Origin of the sequence: Streptosporangium sp. LJ11, assembly GCF_051918945.1 — a bacterium.
Classification (GTDB): Bacteria; Actinomycetota; Actinomycetes; order Streptosporangiales; family Streptosporangiaceae; genus Streptosporangium.
The window spans coordinates 19066-41160 of record NZ_JBPXMB010000009.1; the positions used below are offsets into that span (position 1 = coordinate 19066).

General features: G+C 73.0%; 15 protein-coding genes. 8 read left to right on the forward strand and 7 right to left on the reverse strand.

The window, feature by feature from the left end; genetic code table 11:
• The first annotated feature begins 43 nt into the window (after window positions 1-43).
• A complete protein-coding gene (locus ACTOQ3_RS15110; protein WP_440084008.1) occupies window positions 44-1762 on the forward strand; it encodes a glycosyl hydrolase family 8 in 1719 nt (572 codons plus the stop codon).
• A 200-nt stretch (window positions 1763-1962) separates the two neighbouring features.
• Here ACTOQ3_RS15110 and ACTOQ3_RS15115 read toward each other — a convergent pair whose 3' ends face one another.
• From ACTOQ3_RS15115 to ACTOQ3_RS15135, 5 genes are all read right to left on the reverse strand, one after another.
• A complete protein-coding gene (locus tag ACTOQ3_RS15115; protein ID WP_440084009.1) occupies window positions 1963-2487 on the reverse strand; it encodes a hypothetical protein in 525 nt (174 codons plus the stop codon).
• Between the two features lie 349 nt (window positions 2488-2836).
• Entirely contained in the window at window positions 2837-6481 is a 3645-nt protein-coding gene (locus tag ACTOQ3_RS15120; RefSeq protein WP_440084010.1) for a DUF4153 domain-containing protein, read from the reverse strand.
• A gap of 166 nt (window positions 6482-6647) precedes the next feature.
• The gene (locus tag ACTOQ3_RS15125) at window positions 6648-7337 is read right to left on the reverse strand and encodes a response regulator transcription factor (protein WP_362679567.1); all 690 of its coding nucleotides are present in this window, start codon (window positions 7335-7337) and stop codon (window positions 6648-6650) included.
• Between the two features lie 152 nt (window positions 7338-7489).
• Window positions 7490-8461 (reverse strand): GNAT family N-acetyltransferase, encoded by a 972-nt coding sequence (locus ACTOQ3_RS15130; RefSeq protein ID WP_440084011.1) that lies wholly within the window; start codon window positions 8459-8461, stop codon window positions 7490-7492.
• A 118-nt stretch (window positions 8462-8579) separates the two neighbouring features.
• Window positions 8580-9584 (reverse strand): helix-turn-helix transcriptional regulator, encoded by a 1005-nt coding sequence (locus ACTOQ3_RS15135; RefSeq protein ID WP_440084012.1) that lies wholly within the window; start codon window positions 9582-9584, stop codon window positions 8580-8582.
• 74 nt (window positions 9585-9658) lie between these two features.
• On the opposite strand from ACTOQ3_RS15135, the gene ACTOQ3_RS15140 reads away from it, so the two are divergent.
• The 3 genes from ACTOQ3_RS15140 to ACTOQ3_RS15150 all read left to right on the forward strand — a co-directional run bounded on the left by ACTOQ3_RS15140 (window position 9659) and on the right by ACTOQ3_RS15150 (window position 12589).
• The gene (locus ACTOQ3_RS15140; RefSeq protein ID WP_440084206.1) at window positions 9659-10726 is read left to right on the forward strand and encodes an ATP-binding cassette domain-containing protein; all 1068 of its coding nucleotides are present in this window, start codon (window positions 9659-9661) and stop codon (window positions 10724-10726) included.
• Window positions 10723-11472: an ABC transporter permease gene (locus ACTOQ3_RS15145; RefSeq protein WP_440084013.1), complete on the forward strand. Its 750-nt coding sequence runs from the start codon at window positions 10723-10725 to the stop codon at window positions 11470-11472. The genes ACTOQ3_RS15140 and ACTOQ3_RS15145 overlap by 4 nt, the downstream gene beginning before the upstream one ends.
• A 268-nt stretch (window positions 11473-11740) precedes the next feature.
• Window positions 11741-12589: an arylamine N-acetyltransferase family protein gene (locus ACTOQ3_RS15150; RefSeq protein WP_440084014.1), complete on the forward strand. Its 849-nt coding sequence runs from the start codon at window positions 11741-11743 to the stop codon at window positions 12587-12589.
• Between the two features lie 130 nt (window positions 12590-12719).
• Here the strand turns inward: ACTOQ3_RS15150 and ACTOQ3_RS15155 are convergent, their stop codons facing one another.
• A complete protein-coding gene (locus ACTOQ3_RS15155) occupies window positions 12720-14396 on the reverse strand; it encodes a class I adenylate-forming enzyme family protein (RefSeq protein ID WP_440084015.1) in 1677 nt (558 codons plus the stop codon).
• A 144-nt stretch (window positions 14397-14540) separates the two neighbouring features.
• Here ACTOQ3_RS15155 and ACTOQ3_RS15160 point away from each other — a divergent pair, with 144 nt between their 5' ends.
• The 4 genes from ACTOQ3_RS15160 (at window position 14541) to ACTOQ3_RS15175 (ending at window position 21047) form a co-directional block, all read left to right on the forward strand.
• Complete coding sequence (locus tag ACTOQ3_RS15160) at window positions 14541-16109, forward strand: serine/threonine-protein kinase (protein WP_440084016.1); 1569 nt, start codon at window positions 14541-14543, stop codon at window positions 16107-16109.
• Window positions 16106-18064, forward strand: coding sequence for a hypothetical protein (locus tag ACTOQ3_RS15165; RefSeq protein ID WP_440084017.1), 1959 nt, complete (start codon window positions 16106-16108; stop codon window positions 18062-18064). The genes ACTOQ3_RS15160 and ACTOQ3_RS15165 overlap by 4 nt, the downstream gene beginning before the upstream one ends.
• Window positions 18057-19613: a serine/threonine-protein kinase gene (locus tag ACTOQ3_RS15170; RefSeq protein WP_440084018.1), complete on the forward strand. Its 1557-nt coding sequence runs from the start codon at window positions 18057-18059 to the stop codon at window positions 19611-19613. The genes ACTOQ3_RS15165 and ACTOQ3_RS15170 overlap by 8 nt, the downstream gene beginning before the upstream one ends.
• 108 nt (window positions 19614-19721) lie before the next feature.
• Window positions 19722-21047, forward strand: coding sequence for a protein kinase domain-containing protein (locus ACTOQ3_RS15175; protein ID WP_440084019.1), 1326 nt, complete (start codon window positions 19722-19724; stop codon window positions 21045-21047).
• 30 nt (window positions 21048-21077) lie between these two features.
• Here the strand turns inward: ACTOQ3_RS15175 and ACTOQ3_RS15180 are convergent, their stop codons facing one another.
• A complete protein-coding gene (locus ACTOQ3_RS15180; RefSeq protein WP_440084020.1) occupies window positions 21078-21995 on the reverse strand; it encodes a winged helix-turn-helix transcriptional regulator in 918 nt (305 codons plus the stop codon).
• Window positions 21996-22095 lie beyond the last annotated feature (100 nt).

The window sequence follows — 22095 nt, forward strand, 5'->3', positions numbered from 1 at the left end:
AGGAACCTTTCCTAACTAGATGATCGCAGAGAGGGCACCCCCTGTGCATGCGAGACCGCGCCTCCAACGCCTCCAGCGCCCCCCACGCCCCTCGACCGCCCTCGTCCTGGCACTGGCGTCGGCACTGATCGCATCGGTGTTCGTGCTGGCGGCGCCGCCCGGCTTCGCCGCGGACTCCCTGCTCTCCCAGGGCCGCCCGGCCACCTCGTCCTCCGACGAGGACGCCACGCTGCTCCCCGCCGCCGCCTTCGACGGCGACACCGCCACCCGCTGGGCCTCCGCCGAGGGCCACGACCCCGAGTGGATCCGCGTCGACCTCGGCGCCTCCGCCACGATCTCCCGGGTCAAGCTGACCTGGGAGGCGGCGTACGGGAAGTCGTACCGCGTCGAGGTCTCGCCCGACGGCTCCACCTGGACCCCCGCCTACTCGACCACCACCGGCGACGGCGGCGTCGACGACCTGGCCCTGTCGGGCACCGGCCGCTACGTGCGGATGTACGGGACCGCGCGGGGCACCTCCTACGGCTACTCGCTGTACGAGATGGAGGTCTACGGCAGCACGGGGGGCACGACCCCGACGCCCACTCCGACGATCACCCCGCCCCCCGGCGGCCCCGGCGTGCCGTTCGGCTCCCACAAGATCCCCTACGCGGCCGGGATGCTGCGCCCGACCGGCGCCCAGGCCACGCTCGACCAGAAGGTGGTCGACTACTACCAGCGCTGGAAGGCCGCGTTCGTCAAGCAGAACTGCGGCAACGGCTGGTACCAGATCATCTCCCCCGACGCCGACCACCCGTACGTGGCCGAGGCGCAGGGCTACGGCATGGTCATCACCGCCACGATGGCCGGGGCCGACCCCGACGCGAAGAAGATCTTCGACGGCCTGGTGAAGTACGTCCTGGCCCACCCGTCGTCGATCACCCCCGGCCTGCTCGCCGCCGAGCAGAACACCTCCTGCCAGAGCGTCAACGGCGGCGACTCCGCCACCGACGGCGACCTGGACGTGGCCTACGGGCTGCTGCTCGCCGACCGGCAGTGGGGCAGCTCGGGCACCTACAACTACCGGCAGCTCGCGATCAACCACATCAACGCCATCAAGGCCGGTGAGGTCAACGCGACCACCAAACTCATGAAGCTCGGCGACTGGAGCAGCGCGGGCGACCAGTACTACTGGATCAGCCGCTCCTCCGACTGGATGATCGACCACTTCAGGGCGTTCCGTAAGGCCACCGGCGACACGACCTGGGACACCGTCCGCACCAACCACCAGAACCTGATCGCCTCCCAGCAGTCCGCCTACGCCCCGAACACGGGCCTGCTCGCCGACTTCGTCGTCGACACCAACACCACCCCGAAGCCCGCACCGAACCAGGTGCTGGAGGACGCCAACGACGGCAAATTCTGGTGGAACGCCTGCCGCGACCCGTGGCGGATCGGCAACGACGCGGTGACCAGCGGCGACGCCAGGTCGCTCGCCGCCGCGCGCAAGCTCAACACCTGGATCAAGGGCAAGGCCGGCGGCAACCCGAACAACATCGCGGTCGGCTACTCCCTCAACGGCACCCAGATCTCCAGCGGCAGCGAACCGGCCTACTTCGCCCCGTTCGCGGTGGCGGCGATGACCGACTCCGGCAGCCAGGCCTGGCTGGACGCCCTGTGGAACAAGATGCTCAACACCCCGTTCACGGCGAGCGACTACTACTCCACCAGCATCCAGCTCCAGGTCATGATCACCGTGACCGGCAACCACTGGGTGCCCTGACCCTCACCCGGACCGGCGCGGCCCCCGCCCTCGCGCGGGGGCCGCGCTCTCCTCACCGAGGACGAAGGCCCGGCGTCGCGCGCGGCCGTCCCCGGCCGGAAGGGGTCACCTCCTGGACGGCCTCGGCCTGCCGGACGAGGCCGGCGGACACGAAACCGAGCACGTGGTCGCGCGGGGCCGGACCGAAAGCCTCGGCGACGTCACGTGGACCGCAGGTGTCCCATGAACCGGTAGGAGAATCCCTTGCCGGCGGGGGAGTACGCGTCGATCTCCTGGTAGCCGCCCGTGGCGGTCATCGGGATGCGCAGCAGCAGGTCGTCACCGATGAGGTCGTCCTCCCACACCTCGATCGTGAACGAGCCTCCGGCGACGGTGGTCTGGGTCTTGTACGATCCGGCGGCGCGCTCCGTGGAGCCGGCGGTGCATACCGAGTACTCCCATACCCAGCAGGTTCCGGCCTTGGTGTCGGCCTCGTCGCCGTCGGTGGGCCAGCCGATGTACTGGGTGCCGTTCTGACCTATGATCCGCACCCGGATCTCGTCCTCGCCGCTCTCCTCCAAGTCGAAGGCCTGAAGCGAGCCGAACACGATCTCGAGGAGGGGTCCGGCGGCGGCCGTGCCGGCGCCGGGAACGGAGGGCTCGGCGGCCCGGGCCGGAGACGCGAGGGCGGCGACGAGCGCCAGCCCGGCGGCCAGAGTGCCGGCCCTGGACAGGATGTTGTTCATGTGTTCCTCGTTTCCCGGTGACAGGCCGGGATCCAGGCGGAGACCGGGCCCGTGGTGGCGGCCGTTCACGTCGCCCCCGTGAATGGGACGACGTTCGCCGCCCAGCCTCCCGGGGGCGTCTTGTCGACGGCTTGGAGCCCGCTGGTGGCGGGGGATTCCTCCGCGAAAGGAGAAGGCCGAGGCCGGAGAGCGGTTCACCGAGCCGAACCGCGGACACCGGCTCAGGGTGACGCTCAGCCCCCCGTCCCGGTGACGCCCCACGGCGCCTCACCAGGGCTGGACACCTGGTCAGACGCCGCGTCGCGTGGCCGGGCGAGGAAGCACCGTCAGATCGGTCCTCGCAGACCGCTCAGTCCTGGTCGGGGATCTCCAGGCGGGAGAGCGTCCGCGGGCATGAGGCGCCCCTGTCGACCGGACGCCGTTCCAGCAGTTCCCTCGCCTCACGACGGGCCAGGTTCCAGCCGTTCCACGGGTCGGGCCCGGCGAGCTCGTTGGCCGCGATCACGTCTCGCAGGACGCAGCTGCGGGCCGGCTCCGGCAGCCTGTCCAGGGCGGGCACGGCCTCCGCGCCGAGGTCGCCGAGGTATTCGAGGTCGACCCGATCCACACCCCGTACGGCGATCTGGGTCTCCGCGACCCGCAGGTCGGGGTTCCAGACCGCGAACGCCAGCAGGGAGGCGCTCGTCATGATGACGACGGTCCTGGGCAGCCAGCGCGCGTGCCCGCGTCCGGTGAGCCGGGCCGCGCCCGCGACGAGGACCAGCGCGAAGATCCCGCCCAGCCACAGCACCGTCGCCGACACCGAGGCCCGCAGCCGGGACAGGCCGTAGGCGTCGGCGTACAGGTCCAGGCGGTGCAGCGCGGAGAACAGGATCACCAGGGTCAGCACGCAGAGCACGCCGAGCAGCCCGGCCATCAGCCAGCGGTCGGCCCCCCTGAGCTCCAGCGTCCCCGAGGCGACCGCCACGATGGCCAGCACGAACACGCTGACGACGACGAGCTGGAAGAACCCGGAGCGCGCGTACTCGGCGTAGGTCAGCCCGGTCGCGGACAGCACCCACCGGGTACCGCCGAACAGCACGGTCAGCTGCATCCCCACGAACGTGGCGAACAGCAGGTTGAGCGCCGTCAGCGGGGTCACCCAGAGGCCGCGCCCGACCGTGACCTTCAGGTCGGGGGCCTTCGGCTCGGCCACGGGCCGCAGCCCCACCAGTACGGCGGAGGCGACCACGACCGCGAAGACGACGAAGAGGAGGATCCGCAGCGGCATCGACTCCGCCCACTCCTGCGCGCTGAACACCCGCTCGACGGCCTCGGCGAAGACCGCGTCCGCCGAGGCGAACAGCGCCCCGAACACCACCAGCAGCACGACGGTGAGCCCGCCCCCCAGCAGCAGCGGCATCACGCGGCGGCGGGACGCGAGGCCCTTCAACCTCGCGCCGAGGAACCACGGCACCGGCAGCAGGCCCAGGACCACCGACGCGGCGCCCCTGATCACCCCGAGCCAGCCGCGCCCGGCCCCCGACAGAGCGAGCGCGGCCGTCAGGAACCCGGCCAGCAGAAGGATCCCGACCAGCCAGTCCGCGTCCCTGAACATCACCGTCGCGACCAGCCCGTAGGCGATCGCCCCCATCCCGGCCGACCAGGGGTTGATCCTCCTGCGCGCCGCGGGGATCGCCGCCACCCCCATCGCCGCGGCCACCAGCACGAGCCCCAGTCCCGCCCTGCTGTACGGCACCGCGACCGCGGCGAGCGCCCCGACGGCGGCCGAGACCGGCAGCACCCAGCGGGGCGTGTCCGGCAGCTCGGGCCGGGGGAAGATCGGCGGTGCCTCGTATCCGCCGGGATCCCCCGGGCCCCGCCCCCCGCCCGGCCGGGAGACCGCCGATGAGCCCGTCGCCCCTTCCCGGACGCCTACCGGCGGTGCCCCGCCTTCCCGCCGCGGAGCTTCCGGACCCGCCACGGTGACGCGCTGCGCGACGGGTCCCCGCGCCGGAGGCCGGGGCGGGGGCTGCTCGGCGGGGGCCAGGATGTCGTCGGTGGGCGTGGTGGCGCCGATGACCGTACCGATGAAAGCACCGATGGTGAAGATGGCGGCCCCGGCGAACGCGGCCAGCAGGGGGTCGATGTTCGCGAGGCCGATGCCCACGATCACGGCGCACACCAGCCCGCCGACGCCGCCGACGAACACCCCGATGAACGCTCCCGCCCAGTTCCGCATCACGACCGGCTTCTGACGCGCGCTCCCCCGCTGGGCGAGAACGGGCCGCGGGGGGTACGGCTGCGGGGAAGGCCGTACGGAAGGAGAGGGGGTGGCGGCGATGTCGGGGACGGCGGCTCCGGGGGCCGTTCCAGGGGTCGCTCCGGGGTCCGGAGCGGCGGGCACCGGCCCGGACGTCACGCCGTGCCCGGATTCGCCCGTGGCCGTGACCGGGCCGGAGACACCGGGCGCCTCGCCGGTCTCCCGAGGCTCGGGCACCCGAACGGGTCCGGCGGCCTGAACGGCTCCGGCCGGTTCGCCGGGGCCGGACCCCGAACCGGTCACCGAGTCGGCCACCGGACCGGTCACCGGACCGGCCGCCGTGTCGGCCACGGAAGCGGTCACGGAAGCGGTCACCGGACCGGTCACCGATCCGGACGCGGAAGCGGTCGCCGCGACCTCTCGCGACCGGGACGCCTGCCCGGCTCCGGCCGTCTCGCGGACCCCGTACTCCCGGCCGGTTTCCAGCGGTTCATCCGATTCGACGGATCCGGAGCCCTGAACGGATCCGGAGCCCTGAACGGATCCGGACACCCGACCGGCTTCCACCGGTTCGCCGGATCCGGAACCCCCGGAGACCCCGGTGGCCTCGCGACGTCCGGACGGCGTACCGGCCGCGGGCGGGACGAAGGGCGCGGGAGCCGCCGGCCCCGTGGGGGCTTCGCCGGGAGGGGCCTCGCCCGGGGCGACGGCGTCCGCCTCCGCGGGGAGGGAGCCCTTGGCGGGGAGAGACGGGGGGTTCATCTCGATCCTTTCCGGAAGGTCGGCCACGACGTGGCAGCCGACACCGTCGTCGACGTGAATGGAGCCGCCGTGGAGCTCGACGATCTCCTTGGTGATGGCCAGGCCCAGCCCGGCGCCGCCGTCGTCGGCGGCCCGGCCCGCGTCCAGGCGCGAGAAGCGCTCGAACGCCCGCGCCCGGTCCTCGGCCGCGATCCCCGGCCCCTGGTCGCTCACCCGCAGCCGGACGCCCTCTCCCCTGGCCGTGGCCGTCAGCACCACCAGCCCTCCGGCGGGGCTGTGCCGCACCGCGTTGTCCAGCAGGTTGGCGAGGACCTGCGCGAGCAGGTCGGGATCGGCGCGCACGCTCAGCCCCTCCGGGACCTCGCAGCGCGCCACCACCCCCTCCCTGGCCATGACGGCCTCCCGCAGGGCCTGCTCGCACAGCTGGCGCAGCTCGACGTCCTCACGCTCGATCAGCCGGGCCCCGGACTCCAGGCGGGACAGGTCGAGCAGCTGCGCGACCAGCCGGCCCAGCCGCTCGGTCTGGGCGAGCGCGGTGCCGAGGGTGACGGGATCGGGGTCGGAGACCCCGTCGACCACGTTTTCCAGCACCGCCCGGAGCGCGGTGATCGGCGTACGGAGCTCGTGGCTGACGTTGGCCACCAGCTCCCGGCGCTGCCGGTCCACCTCGCCCAGGTCGGCGGCCATCGCGTTGAAGGCGCGGGCGAGCTCGCCGACCTCGTCACGGGAGGACGCGGTGACCCGCAGGCCGTACCGGCCCTTGGCGATGGTCTGCGCGGCGGCGGCCATCTCGCGCAGCGGTTTGGTCATCCCCCGCGCGAGCAGCTGCACCATGATCAGTGCGAACACCGCGGCCACCGCGACGCGCACGTTGCGCGAGTATCCGGCGTTGATGCCGACCTCGTTGACGACGAACGCCGCCACCACGGCCAGCAGGATCACCATGCCGAGCTTTATCTTGATCCGGCCCAGGAAGTCGAGAGGTCTCAATGGTCGGCGCGTCCCGGTGTCGGAGTTGAAGGGCACATGAGTGTCTGAGTGACGGAGAGGGCGATCGGTTCTCGTCCGGACGCGAGCGCCGTTTCCGGGGCGTGCCGGCACGCCTCCTCGCGGCCGTACCCGGGCGCGCGTCCACCGGCCGCGCCGGAATGCCCGCTCACGGTTTGACGAGGGCGTAACCGACGCCGTGGACGGTACGGACGACGCCGGGGCCGAGCTTGCGGCGCAGGGCCCGCACGTGGCTGTCGACCGTGCGGGTGGCCGCGGCCTCGGAGAAGCCCCAGATGTCGGCGAGCAGCCGCTCGCGCTCGAAGACCTGGCCGGGGCGCTCGGCGAGGCGGCAGAGCAGGTCGAACTCGGTCCTGGTGAGCTGGGCCTCGGTGCCCCGCACGTAGACGCGGCGCTCCGCGGTGTCGATCTCGACGTCGGCGAGGCGGATGACCGTGTCGGCCACGGCCAGCTGGGAGGCCCGCTCGACCCTGCGCAGCAGGGCGTGCACCCGGGCGACCAGCTCGCGCATGCTGAACGGTTTGGCCATGTAGTCGTCGGCCCCGACCCCGAGTCCCACGAGCAGGTCGGTCTCCTCGCCCAGCGCGGTGAGCATGAGGACCGGCACCGGCCTGGCCGCCTGCATGCGCCGGCACACCTCCAGCCCGTCGAGGCCGGGCAGCAGCCGGTCGAGCACCACCACGTCGGGCCCCGTCCTCGCGTAGGCGGCCAGCGCCGCCTGCCCGTCCCCGACGACCTGCACGTCGAAACCCTCGGCGGCCAGCCTGTGGCGTACGGCCCGCGCGATCGTCTCGTCGTCCTCGACCACGAGGACACGTCGTTGTTGAGGGGTTGCCATGTCCGGCAGCGTAGACCGGAGCCGTGCAGAAGACCTGTGGTGAATTGTGAAGGTTCTGCGCACTCGGTGGCGGAGGCGGGCCCACCGGGCAGGTCCCTCGCGCGGGCGAGGGCCCTGCCCGGCCGGGCCGGAGGGCCGGGATCGGACGGGAATCAGGTGAGGATCAGGCGGCGGCCGGTGATCCGGTAGCCGATCCTGGCGAACGAGGCCGCCATGGGCGCGTTGCCCACGTCGGTGTTGTCCTTCACCTCGGGCTCGCCCTCGGCGACGAAGATGTGCAGCGCCTCGGTGACCAGGTCGTCGGCGTAACCGTGGCCCCGGTGGGCCGGGTCGACCCCGAGGTAGCCGATCGTGGCGTTCCTGGAGTTGCGCGTCGCCATCACGATGCCGACGAGCTCCCCCGACGCGTCGCGGGCGAGCCGCCACCGCCGGCGCCCGCCGGGCATGTCCGCGACCTCGGCCACGGTCTTCTCGGCCGTCGCCCTCGCGCCGCTGTCCGCGAGGTTGCGCCGGTCCCAGTCGTCGAGGCTGCCCTCGGCGACGCGGGCCAGCAGGTTCACCACCACCTCGTCGTCGTCGGCCGGGGCGAAGGTGAGCCGGGCCGACCTGGGCGGCAGGCCGTACTCGGGAAGCCAGTGCAGGTTGAGCCGTTCGACGGACCGCCGCAGCCCGGCCTTCTCGGCGGCGGCGATCCGGTCGGAGGCGTCCGCGAACGCGTCGGGGCGCTCTCGCCAGTCGGCGGGCAGGAACAGGTGGTAGTCGGGCCGCGCCCCGGACGGCGTGGCGTACCCGGGCGTGACCAGGGTGGCGTACGCGGCTCGCAGCAGGGCGGCCCCCACCTCGATCCGGTCGGGGCCGGACCCGGGGTCGAACCAGTCGAGGCTGAAGGGGTGCTCGGAGCCCGGCGGACCCCAGAAGGCGGCCCTGGCGACGACCTCGTCGCCGCGCAGCGCGACCCAGACCCATTCCGGCCGGTAGCCGAGTTCGTCGAAGGGCAGGTGGCGGGCGCCGACGCCGGAGGCGGGGAGCGGGCCGTAGCGGTGGAACAGGTCGAACTCGCCCGCTTCGAGCGGACGGAACCGCAGATCGGACATGGACCGGTCGGACAGGGACAGCTCAGACAAGCGAAACTCCAGAAAGCGGGTGCGCTTCCCGGGCTCAGGCGGCCTGTCGCCCGAGGCGGGAGCGCGTGACCAGGTTGGCGAACATCTGCTCCTCACCTCCTCACACTCGAAGGGGCGGTCAGGCTACCGGCGTGTCCGGCTCGGGCTCAACCGAATAAACCGGACTTCCGCTCGCCGCGCGGGTGAACCGTTCGCCGGTCGCGCGCAGGTAGTCCCGGAACTCCGCCGGCCGGACCACCTCGACGTCGGCGCCCAGCGCGGCGAGGACCAGGACCGGCCACTCCATCCCGTCGGCGTTCATCAGCAGCCGGCACGACCGGTCGTCGACGGCCTCGACCACCCCGCCCAGGGGTGACGCGACCCGCTCGACGTCGGCGGCCGCCGCCTGTACGACGACCACGATCTGGTACTGCGCCGGCATCGACGTGATGCTGTCGCGGACGAACGCCCCGGCGTCGCCGCCGGGCAGCTCGCGCGGGCGGAACCGGGCACCGGTCGACTCCGCGGCGGCCAGCCGGTCGACGCGGAAGGTGCGCCAGCCGTGGCGCTCGACGTCCCAGGCGACGAGATACCAGCGGCGTCCCAGCGACACGAGCCGGTGCGGCTCGACCAGCCGGGTCGTCCGGTCGCCGTCGCGCACCGTGTACTCGAACCGCAGCCGCTCGTCGTCCCGGCACGCCTGGGCGATCACCGTCAGGGCGAGAGAGTCGACCGTCGGCCCCCCGCCGACGACGGCGGGCACGGTGTAGGCCCGCAGCGCGTCGACCCTCCGCCGCAACCGGGGCGGCATCACCTGGATGACCTTGGTCAGCGCCCGTACCGACGTCTCCTCGATACCGGCCACGGCGCCGCCGGCCGCCGTCCGCAACCCGACGGCGATGGCCACCGCCTCCTCGTCGTCGAGCAGCAGGGGCGGCATGGTCGCGCCGGTCTGGAGCTGGTAGCCGCCCGCGACACCCCGGTTGGCGTCGACCGGGTAACCCAGCTCGCGCAACCTGTCGACGTCGCGCCGCAGCGTCCGCTCGCTCACGTTCAGCCGGTCGGCGAGCTCTCCGCCCGGCCAGTACCGATGGGTCTGCAGCAGGGACAGCAACCTCAGCATCCGCGCACTCGTGTTCGCCATGAGTCCAGCTTCCCTTTGATTCCGGTCAGAAAGTGACCTGAATGAATTTTAGCGTTGTCCCCATGAACAGCACGATGATCCGCACGAGCGGGCTGACCAGGCACTTCACCGTCAGGAGAGAGACGGTCGAGGCGGTACGCGGCCTCGACCTGCACGTCGCCTCCGGCGAGATGGTGGCACTGCTGGGACCGAACGGGGCGGGAAAGTCGACCACCCTGCGGATGCTCACCACGCTGCTCCCCCCGACCTCGGGCAACGCGGAGGTCGCCGGACACGACGTGACGACCGGGCAGCGCGGCGTGCGCGGCCGGATCGGCTACATCGGCCAGGGCAACGGGGCCGCGCACAGCCAGCGGGGCCGTGACGAGCTGATCAGCCAGGGCCGCGCGTACGGGCTCGGCGCCCGCGCGTCACGCGACCGGGCGGCCGAGCTGATCGCCTCCCTGGACCTGGAGGGCGTCGCCGACCGGATCGTGTCGTCGCTGTCCGGCGGCCAGCGACGGCGGCTGGACATCGCGATGGGCCTGATCCACGCCCCCGACCTGCTGTTCCTGGACGAGCCCTCCACCGGGCTGGACCCGCAGAACCGGGCCAACCTCCAGGAGCACATCCGCGCGCTGCGCGCCGAGCACGGCACCACGATCGTCCTGACCACCCACTACCTCGACGAGGCCGACCAGCTGGCCGAACGGGTCATCGTGATCGACCACGGGCGGGTCATCGCCGACGACACCCCGGCGCGGCTCAAGGCCGACCACGCGGGCGACCGCGTCACCCTGACGTTCGGCGACGAGCGGGGCGCCCTGCGGGCCGTCACCGAGTCGCTGGGCGTCGTGGCGGGCGCGCGGGTCGAGCGCACCGGCGCGCGGGTCGTGATCGAGGTGGCCGGCGGCGTCCGGCTCGCGCCGAAGCTGCTGCGCGGCCTGGACGACGCGGGTGTCGAGGTGACCGGCGTCGAGGTCACCCGTCCCACCCTCGACGACGTCTTCCTCAACCTCACCGGCCGCAGCCTCCGCGAGGACGGCACCGCCGGACCCGGGACCGCGGAACCCGGCACCACGGAGACCGGGACCGCGAGATCCGCGACCACGAAGCACACCGCCGGGTCCGGCGTCACCACCATCGAGGAGAGCGCGGCATGAGCGGCACCACCATGATCACCGACACCGTCACCGTCTTCGACCGCGAGCTGCGGCCCGTGCTGCGCAACCCGTTCTCCGTGATCTTCACGATGGTGCAGCCGCTGTTCTTCCTGGCGCTGTTCGCGCCCCTGCTCCCGGCCGTGGAGGGCGGGTCCGCGCTGCAGTGGTTCGTCCCCGGCATCGTGGTGATGTCCTGCCTGTTCGGCGCCTCCTCGACCGGGGCGAACCTGCTGTTCGAGATCCAGACCGGATCGCACGAGCGGATGCTCGTCTCCCCGCTGCGCAGGCCCGCCCTGATCGTCGGGCGGTCCCTGAAGGAGATCGTGCCGATGCTCGCCCAGACGGTGCTCGTCGTCGCCGTCACCGTCCCGTTCGGGTTCCGCCCGCACCTCGCGGGAGCCCTCCTCGGCCTGCTGATCCTCGCCGTCTTCTGCGTGGGCCTCGGCGCGCTGTCCTACACGCTGGCGCTGGCGTCCAAGGACAGCGAGTGGATGTTCTGGGGAGTCCAGCAGACCCTGCTCTTCCCGCTGATGCTGCTCGCCGGGATGCTGCTGCCCGTCAGCGGCGGCCCGGACTGGCTGCTCGTGCTCTCACGGCTCAACCCGCTGACGTACGTCGTGGAGGCCGAGCGCGCCCTGTTCAACGGCGAGATCGTCTCGGCGGCCGCCGGCGGCGGCGTGGTCGCGGCCGTGGTCGTGGCGGCGCTGGGCCTGCTCGTCGGCACCCGGGCCATGCGCCGCGCCTGACCGCGCCTGACCGTGCCCGGCCGTGCCCGGCCGCGCCTGACCATGCCTGAGCGGGCCTGACCTCACCCGACGCGCCGCGTCCCGGTGTACCGCCGGGGCGCCGCGGAGGGTGGCCCCGGCCGGGCGTCGCCGACGGGTGACGCCCGGACGCGGCGGGCGGGGCGACACCTCGGCGTCGCGGGTGAGGCGCGGCGGAGGTTCGCGACCGTTCCCGGGAAAGCGCATGTCCCGCACCGGGCCGCGCCCACCTCGGCGTTACCGTGACGGAGTGATCGATGTCACCGCGTACCTGCGCAGGATCGGTGTGAAGGTCGACGGACCTCCGAGCGCGGAGTCGCTGCATGTGCTGCACCGGGCACACGTGGAGCGTGTGCCCTACGAATGCCTGGAGATCTGGCTGGGCCGCCCGACGACCGTCGACCCGGTGGAGTCGGCCGCGCGGATCGTGCGGGGCCGGGGCGGCTACTGCTACCACCTGAACGGGGCCTTCTCCCTGCTGCTGAAGGCGCTCGGCTACCGGGTGACCCGGCACCTCGGCGGGGTCCAGTGCCGCGCCGGGGGTCCGGCGAACGTGGACGGCGGCCACCTCGTGCTCACGGTCTCGGGACTTCCCGGTCCGGGCAACCCCGGCGGGGAGTGGCTGGTCGACCAGGGTCTGGGCGACGCGATCCACGACCCGCTCCCGCTCGTCGAGGGCACGTACCGGCAGGGGCCCTTCACCTACGGCCTGCGTCCCTCCGAGGTGGCGCCCGGCGGGTGGCGGTTCGACCACGACCCGCGCGGCGACTTCCTCGGCATGGACTTCCGCGCCGGACCCGCCGGGATGCCGGAGTTCGCCGCGATGCACCGGTTCCTCTCCACCTCGCCCGAGTCGGGCTTCGTCCGCGTGGCCACGGTCCAGCGGCGCGACGCGAACGGTGTCGACATCATGCGGGGTCTGGTCCTGACCCGTCTCGGCGACCGCGAGCACACCCTGACCGCGCGGACCGAACGCGAGTACTTCGAGATCCTGGCCGACGTCTTCGGCCTGTCCCTGCCCGACGTCACCCCCGTAGAACGCGCCAAACTGTGGCAGCGCCTGTGGACCGCCCACGAGGAGTGGTCCGACTCGTACTGACTCATCGGACACGGCACGGTCCCCGCCCTTCCTGGTCGTGGGAGCCCACCTCCGCACGGCCCGCGCGAGCCGGTCCTCCCGGCGGCCCGGTCGCGGAGGGCCACGGCCGCCGGGGTGGGGGTCGCGGGGCTCAGCCGTCCGCCGCCAGCGACTCCTTCAGCTCCCGCTTGAGGATCTTGCCCAGCGGGTTGCGGGGCAGCGCCTCGACGATCTCCAGGCGTTCGGGGAGCTTGTACGAGGCGATGCCCTTGCCCCGCAGGTGTTCCACGACCGAGGCGAGGTCCACGGTCTGATCGGGCTTGGGGACGAGCACGACGCAGACCCGCTCCCCGAGGACCTCGTCGGCGTAGCCGACCACCGCCACCTCGGCCACCGCCGGGTGCCCGGAGACCAGCGCCTCCAGCTCGGCCGGGGCGATGTTCATGCCGCCCCGGATGACCAGGTCCTTGGCCCGGTCGACGTAGCGCAGGTACTGCCCCCGGTCCCCGGCGATCTCGAACACGTCTCCGGTCATCAGGTAGCCGTCCCCGTCGAACGGGTCGGCGGCGGCCGTCCCCGGCAGGTAGCCGGAGAAGACGGTCGGTCCCGACAGACGGAGCTCACCGGGGATCCCGGCCTCGACGATCTCCTCGCCGAGGGGGTCGACCAGCCTGGTCCTGGTCGCGCCGAGGGTGCCGGGCCGGCTGGTACCCGGGGCGTCGGGCCGGGGGAAGAAGCGGGCCCTGTCCTCGGGATCGGGCATGTGCACCGGGTCCGAGAGGAGCGCGACGCCCTCGTTGGAACCGAAGAAATTGATGATCGCGATGCCGTACCTGTCCTGCCAGCCCTTCACCATCGGCGGTGGCAGCGGCGCCGAGCCCGACCCGATCCGGGTCAGCGTGGTGAGGTCGGTCCTGGCGAGGATCGCCTCCTGCTGGAGCAGCATCGTCAGCAGCGCGGGCGGGGCCAGGGTGTAGGTGACGCCCTCGGCCGCGATCTGCCCGAGGTAGGTCGGCAGGTCGAACGGGTGGTGCTGGACGAGCACGGCACCGGTCTTCAGCCAGGGCAGGAGGACCCCGCCGATCCCCGCCATGTTGACCATGGGGAAGGGGTTGAGGATGACGTCGTCCTCGGTGAGCCCGGGAGCCGCGGCGCAGATGGACGCGACCGCGAGCCAGTCGTAGTGGCACCTCGGCACACCTTTGGGAGTGGCCTCGGTACCGGAGGTCCAGCAGATCGTGACGGGGTCGGCGGGGTGGGCCTCGTACGGGATGCCCGGCCCCTCGTGCGACTGCGACCGCGGCTCGTGCGAGGAGGGATCGGGCCCGCCGGAGGGGGCGCCCGGAGGGGAGGCCGCGTCGAGGTCGGCGCCCCAGGTGAGGGCCGGGATGATCGTAGGCACGCGGGCGGCGGCGGTCGTCGAGGTGACGAAGACCATGGCCCCGGCGAGGGCGCAGAGCTGGTTCAGCTCGTACTCGCGGTACTGCACGGGGAACGGGGTGACCACCGCGCCCACCCTGATCACGGCCAGGAAGGTGACCGCGAGCTCCACGCTGTTGGGCAGCTGGACGGCGACCACGTCCCCGGGTCCGGCGCCCCGGCCGCGCAGCACCCCCGCCACCCGGTCGACCTCGGCGTCCAGCTCGGACCAGGTGAGCCTCTTGACCCCGCCGGGCAGCAGGCCGGCCTTGTCGGGCGGGTCGGCGATCGCGAGAGCGCCGGGGCGGGCGCTCACCTGGGCACGGAGCAGCTGGTCGATCGTGTCTCCGGTCCACCAGCCGCCGGCGGTGTAGAGGTCGATCCGCTCTTGCGTGTGCAGGCGCTTCATCGCGGCTCCAGGGGCGTCGTGGGGGTGCTCGTGACACTACGAAAACAGAAGCCAGGGGTCAATGGATGAGGCGGAATCATCGTTCATTGGTCCATGTGGCGGTAAGTGACTATGTTGCTGTCCGCGATGGGATAAGCGAACGGGGTGAGCGGGATCGACACTCGAGTGCTGGCAGGCCGTTACCGGCTGCTCAACCCTCTCGCCGAGGGCGGGGCGGGCACGGTCTGGCTCGCCACCGACGAGACGCTCGGCCGCGACGTGGCGGTGAAAGAGGTACGGCTCCCGCCTGACCTCGACCCCGTCAGACGGCAGGAGGTCTTCGCCTCGGCGATCCGCGAGGCCAACCTCGCCGCCCGGCTCAAACACCCCTCGATCGTGACCGTCCACGACGTGGTCATCGACCAGGAACGGCCCTGGCTCGTCATGGAGCTGCTGTCGGGCTCGTCCCTGGAGCAGACCGTCCGCGACCGGAGTCCGCTTCCCGCGCACCAGGCGGCCAGGATCGGCGTGGGCATCCTCAGCGCGCTCGGCGCCGCCCACGCCGCCGGGGTGGTCCACCGCGACGTCAAGCCGGGCAACGTCTTCCTCACCAGGACCGGCAAGGCCGTCCTCACCGACTTCGGCTTCGCGGTCGCCGACGGCGAGGCCACCTCCGACCGGACCGGTCACCTGGTCGGCTCGCCCAACTACATCGCGCCCGAACGGCTGCGCGGCGAGCGCGGCGGCCCCGCCTCCGACCTGTGGTCCCTCGGCGCCACGCTCTACTTCGCCGTCGAGGGGGTGCCCCCGCACCCGGCGGAGACCCCCATCGCGGCGATCAGCCGGGTGCTCACCGAGCCGCCGAGGCCGCCGGAGCGCGCCGGCGAGCTGGGCCCGCTGCTGACGCGCATGCTCGACCCGGTCCCCGAGGCCCGGCCGTCCTTCGAGGCCGTCGCCCGCTCGCTGGGAGAGCTGGCCGCCGGTCGTACGGTCACCGGGATCCCGGCCGCGCCTTCCGTCCCCTCGCCGTCCCCGGCCCCCGTCTCCGCCCGGCCCCCCGAGCCGCGCCGGAGCCGCACGGCGCTGTGGGCCGCCGCCGAGACGGCCGGGATCGCGGTGGTCATCGGGGTCACCTTCGGGGTGACGTTCCTGCTGACCTCGAACCCCACGGCCGCCGAGAAGCGGGTCAGGCTCAGCGAGAGTCCCGGCGCCTTCGCCACACCGGTGGACGTGTGCAAGCTCGTTCCCGGCGCCATGGCCAGGCAGCTGCTGCCCGCGCTGGCGGGCGAGGGCAAGCCGACCAACGACGGCGGCTGCCAGTGGCCGGCACCGGGCATGGGGCTGGAGGTGCGTCTCTCCGGCCCCGACCAGTGGGGCAAGAGCCCCCAGCAGGCCCACGAGCTGTTCGTGAACCGGCGCCAGAGCGTCATACCGAGCGGGGAGAACGCCTGGAGCTGGCCGGAGATCCAGGCCGGTATCCGCTCCTCCCGCTCCACGGCGCCGACGACGGTGAAACCCGTCGGGGACGAGGCGTTCGGCTACGACGTCTACGAGAACCGCAAGACCGGCAGGCTGGAGCAGAGCTACGTGGTCGTACGCGTGGACAACCTCGTCCTCGACGTCGGTTACACCGTGGTGGACGGCAGCAAGGACGGCCCGGCGATCCAGGCGGGCGCCCACACCACCGCGACGTGGATCGCGAACGCGTTGAACAAGCAGAAAGCGAGCGGATGAACCATCCAGACGTCCCTCGATCGCAGGGCAGGCACGCGGGCGGGCACACCGCTCCCCCCGCGCCGGGGCCCGGGATCGCCGGAGCCGAGGGCCCGCCGATGCTTGAGCAGAGCTCCCTGGAACAGGTGATCGCCCGGTTCGGGCCGATGTCCCCGCAGCAGGCCGCGGTGGTCGGGGTGGCCGTGCTGGACCAGCTCGTGGCGATGCACAGGCAGGGCATGCTGCACGGCGACGTGCGGCCGAGTTCGGTGCTGCTCGGCCCGTACGAGCAGATCGTCCTCGCCGCGCCGTCCCTGCCCTCCTCGCTCTTCACCTCTCCCGAGGGGGTGACCAGCCCGGCCGCCGACCTGTGGTCGCTCGGCGCGACCCTCTACACCGCCGTCGAGGGCCGTCCGCCGTCGCCCGGCGGCTCCCTGGACAACGCGGGCCCGATCGCGCCCGTCCTGTTCCACCTGCTCGCGGGCGACCCCGCCCAGCGGCCCGACCCGGGCGTCCTGCGCGGCGCTCTGATCGACGTCTCCCAGTACCGTCCCGAACCTCCGGCCGCGCCACCCCTCTCGGGTGCGTTCCCGCCACCCCCGGGGGGCTCGCTTCCCCAGGTTCCGGGAGTCCCCGATCCGGGAGCGTCCGCCCCCTCCGTTCCCTTTCCTCCCTTCGCGCCCGGGAACCCGGCGGCCTTCGGGCAGGTCCCCTTCCCGGGGGCCGGCCAGGGAGCCGACGCGCCTGGAACGCCGGGACCGCACACCTCGACCGGACCGGGAACGACCGGCCCCACCGCGACAGGACCGGGGGCGGCAGGGCCGGGAACGGCCGCCGGACCTCAGGGTCGCGACACGATCCCGCCGCTCGGAGCTCCCGGCACCGCCGGAGCTCTCGGAGCCGCCGGGACCTCCGGAGGACAGGAGGACGGCGGGGTCGCCCCGGCCTCCGAGGGGGACGTGACCGCGCCCTTCAGGAAGACCCTGGCCGACCACATGTCCGACATCACGGCGAGACTCCCCCAGCAGGACATCCCCGTACCCCTGCAGGCCACGCTCTCCTCCTCTCCGGGCATGTCGATCGTCTGGCAGGCCCCGCCCCCGGCCCCGCCACGGCAGGACGCCCCCCACCAGGGCCCGCCCCACCCCGGCGCTCCCCGACAGGAACCGCCCCAGCAAGGACAGCCCCACCTCGGCACGCCCTTCCCTCCCGGCCCCACGCCGCCTCGCCCGAACCCGCAGGACGCCCCCACCTCACACGAACTGGCCCCCCTCCCCTTCCCGGCACCGGAGGACGCGCCCGCCGGACCTCCGACGCGGACGACGGGGGTGCTCGTACCCCGGCCCGTCGTGGCGCTGACCGGTGTGCTGCTCTTCGGCATGGCGGTCACCATCGGCGTCCTTCTCACCTCGGTGGTCACGAATCCCGGCGACAGCTTCGCCGCCGAACCCTCCGGCGCCAAGGGCCGCTTCGCCACGGCTCCCCGGGCCTGCAGCCTGCTCGACGACAAGCAGGCGAACGAGGTCGTGCCGGGCTTCAAGAGCTCCGAGGTCGAGCGCTCCGTCTGCAACTGGCTCAACCAGCACGACTGGCGCAAGCCCAACGTGGAGAAGTACGACCTGCGGGTCCGGCTGATCGCCCAGAAGCAGGACGGGTCGGAGGTCGCGAGGGCCAGGGAGTATCTGGCGGGCAAGAAGAAGGATCTCGTCGACAAGGGCCAGTTCACCACTCCCAAGCCCCTGCCGCCCAAGGACCTGCGGGGCATCGGCGAGGAGGCGTTCAGCCATGGGACGTCCAACTCCATCAACCTGTACGGCGGCTCCTACAAGACGACCGTGGTCTTCCGGATCAGCAACCTGATCGCCGAGGTCGAGTACGAGCGGGGCGGCGTCAAGGAGGACCCCGACGGCAAGATCTCCGAAGGCGCGGTGAAGGTGGCCCGCTGGCTCACCGAGTCCCTGAAGACCGATGACTGATCGGATGGCGGGCCCGCTGCCCGTGCTGGCGGGCCGCTACCGGGCGATCGCGAGGCTCGGCGCGGGAGGGATGGGCGTGGTGTGGCGGGCTCGCGACGAGCTGCTCCACCGCGAAGTGGCGATCAAGGAGGTCAAGCTCGACCCGAACCTGCCCGAGGCGCAGCGCGCCGAGGCGCGGGAGCGCACCCTGCGCGAGGCGCGCGCCGCGGCCAGGCTGGGGCACCCGTCCATCGTGGCCGTACACGACGTCGTGGCGCAGGACGGCCGCCCGTGGATCGTGATGGACCTGGTCGACGGCCGTTCGCTGGAACAGGCGGTCCAGGCCGAGGGACCGCTACCGCCCCGGCGGGTGGCCATGATCGGCCTGGCCGTGCTGGACGCGCTGGCCCTCGCGCACAGCCGGGGCATCGTGCACCGCGACGTGAAGCCGGCCAACATCATGCTCGCCAGGAACGGCGGGGTGCTGCTGACCGACTTCGGCATCGCCACCGTGGAGGGGGACGTCCAGCTCACCTCCCCGGACGCCCTGGTCGGCTCCCCCGCGTACATGGCCCCCGAACGGCTGCGCGGCGGCGACGGCCCGGCCACCGACCTGTGGTCCCTGGGAGCGACCCTGTACACGGCCGTCGAGGGCCGCAGCCCCTTCCGTCGCGACACCTCGGCCGCGACCATCGGCGCGATCCTCACCCAGGAGGCGCCCCCGCCCCGCCGGGCGGGGGACCTGGCTCCGGTGCTCGTCGCGGCGCTGGCCAAGGATCCTCGGCAGCGCCCGGGAGAGGCAGGGCTGCGCGCCGCCCTGCGGCAGATCTCCCAGGGACTGCCCGCGGAGCCGCTCTTCCAGCTCGCGCCCGCCCCGCCCGTCCCGCCCCTCTCCACGCAGGAGACCGTGCCCGGGAGGCGGGTGGCCTCGCGCCGTCGTACCGGCCTGATCGCCGGGGCCGCACTGGCCACGGTGGCGGTGCTGGCGACCGGGACGGTACTGCTGACGACGACCGCGGACGACCCCGAGGCGTCGTCCCGGCCCTCGCCGTCCGCGGCCGCTGCCGGGCGGTTCGCCACCGTGCCCGACGCCTGCTCGCTGCTGTCCGCCGCCCAGAGCCGGGCCGTGGCGCCCGGCTCGACCCCGGAACCCGCGCCGAGCTCGATGAAACTGGAAGAAGGGGAGTCCTACTGTGACTGGGGTGATCCGTCAGAGGCGCGCTGGTTACAGCTCTCGCTGGCCTACAAGGCGCCCGTGAGGGCGAAGACCGCCCCGGAGGTGGCCCGCGAGTTCTTCGCCTCCGAACGCACCAGGGTCGTCGCCGATCGGGGGGAAGGCCTCCTGGGCGCGACCGGCGCCCTCCGGAACGTCACCCGGCTCGGCGCGGAAGCCTTCACCTACGACGTGATCGCGCTGGACCGGATCCATTCCACGGTTCGTTTCCGGATCAGCAACCTGCTGGTCGAGGTCGACGTGTCGCGGAAGGGCGAGCGTTCGGACGCCAAGCTGCGCGGGCAGGCCCTCCGCGTCGCCCGCCAGGTCGCCGAGAGGCTGAACAGCCGTGACTGAGCACCCCCGGCCCGCGCTCGGCGCCGCCACACCCGAACGACCCACACGGCTCGGCGCCGCGCCCGAACGACAGGCACCGCTCGCCCCCACCTCCCCGGGACGACCGACATGACCGATCCGAACCTGCTGGCCGGTCGCTACCGGCTGCTGGAGCGCCGCGACCGGACCGGGACCAGCTGGCGCTCCCGCGACGAACTGCTCCAGCGCGACGTCACGATCACCGGGATATCGCTCCCGCCACCCGGCCCGCACCGCGACCGGCTTCTCGGCCGCATCCGCGCCGCGGCCGACTTCAGGCATCCGAACGTCATCACCCTGCACGACGTCGTCTCCTTCCCCGATCAGGTGTGGTTGATCCTGGAGTCGGTCGAAGGCCGCTCGGTGCTGCGGACCGTCCGGGCCGAAGGACCGCTCACCTCCGAGCGGGCGGCCGAGGTCGGGCTGCGCGTACTGGACGCGCAGACCGCCGCCCACGGGCGAGGCGTTCATCTCCTGGCCGGCCCGGAGAACGTGCTTCTCACCCCGGACGACAGGGTCGTGGTCACCGATTTCGCCATCTTCAATGCCACCGACGAGCTGCGTGACCTGGGCGCCGTCCTGTTCACCGCGGTCGAGGGACAGGCCCCGCACACCGGGCCGCACACCGGCCCGCGTCCGGCGGACGGCACCGCCCCCGCCTTCGGGGGCGGACCCGGCCCCGCGGCGGGGGACACCGGCGCGGCGGACTCCGGCCCGCTGGCTCCGCTGCTGGAGGGCCTGCTGGCGGCCGACCCCGCCCACCGCCCGGACGCCACCACGACCCGCACGGTCCTGCTGGGACTCACCTCCCGCCCCGCGAGGTCCCGCCCCGACCGCCTGCTTCTCGTGGCCGCCGCGCTCGCCCTCCTGGCCGTCGGCGGTACGGCGTTCTGGCTCTGGCCCCGCCCCGCGGCCCAGCCGCGGATCGCGGCTCCGGCGCCGCTGCCCACCTTCTTCGCGAAGGCTCCGGACCCGTGCTCCCTGATCTCGGGGGAACACGCCGGACGTCTCTACCTCGCGCCCTCCCCCTCGAGAAAGGACGCGGCGTGCCACTGGACGGCGGCGGACCCGACCGCGCCCGACAGCCTCCGGAACACACTGGAGATCACCGTCGTCCGCGAACCGAAAGCGGCGCTCGCGCACGCCACCTACCTTCGCCTCCGCTCAAGGGACGTGAAGGACACGCGGATCGTGAGCGCTCCGGCCGACGTGCCCGGTCTCGGTGACGAGGCCTACGTCTACCAGCTCAGCAACGGCCATTCGAGCGTCAACTCGGTGGTCGTCCTGCGGGCGGGAAACGTCGTGACGGCCCTGCAGTACCACCGGTTCACCGTTCCGGACGCCGGCGGCAGGGGATACGCCGGAGCGCTCCGGGCGGCCCGCTGGGCGGTCGAGTCGCTGCGCGGCCGAAGATGAGCGCGATCGGGGACGCGCCCCGGACCACCGTCACCCCGGTAGGACGAAACGGACCTCGCGCCGCTGGAGCGGCCGGCCGCACGCCCGGCACAGCAGGACCGGCTGGAAGGTGGCGCCGCAGAGCGCGTGGGTGATCGACAGGGCCGAGCCCTCGGGGGCGGGGAACTCGCGCTGGGCCCAGTCGACCAGGAAGGCGAAGACCTCGAAGAAGGCCAGCCCCTTGTCGGTGAGCCGGTACGAGCCGTCGGGCCGGGCGTCGAAGACGCGCAGCTCGACGAAGCGGCGCAGCCGGTCGGTGAGCACCGAGGGCGCGATGCCGAGACCGGACTGGAAGTCGACGAAACGGCGGATGCCCAGGAACGCCCCGGCCAGCACGCTGGTGCTCCACCGGTCGCCGAGGATCTCCATCGACGCCGGGCAGTAGCCGATCAGGTCGGCCGGGGCGTCGGAGCGGACCGTGCGGCGGTGCCGCCGCGGCGGGCCGATCCTGGAGAACGTGGCCAGCGGGCCGGGCTCGGTCCGGGTGTCGCGCGCGCTCATCGGCTCCAGGCAGGAACCGCACCCGAGGTACGGTTTGGCGTCCTGGCCGCACTGCTCGTGCAGCAGCGGCGGGAGCCGCCCCGGATCGACCCAGTCGCGCTCCCACGCCTGGATGGCCACCAGCAGGGCCCACAGCTGGAGCCCGCGCTCCGTCAGCCGGTACTCGTAGCGGGTGCGTCCGTCGCGGTACGCCGACAGCTCGAAGATGCCGTGGTCGACCAGCTCCCTGAGCCTGGTGGCGAGAACCGACTCGGAGATGCCCAGCGCGTCGCGCCAGCCGGCGAAGGTCCTGATCCGCAGCAGGAACGCCCGTTGCAGGATCAGCAGCACCCACCGGTCTCCCAGGATCACCAGCGCCTGCCCGATCGCACTGAGCTCGGCTCGCGGCTCCCGCTCAGTGCCGTTCACAGCCTGTCCTCCCGATGGTCGCGTGGTCGTGGTCGTGCCCGTCGCCGGGGGACGGGGCCACCCGTTTTCGACGAACACGGTGATGCTCGTCGTCATCAAG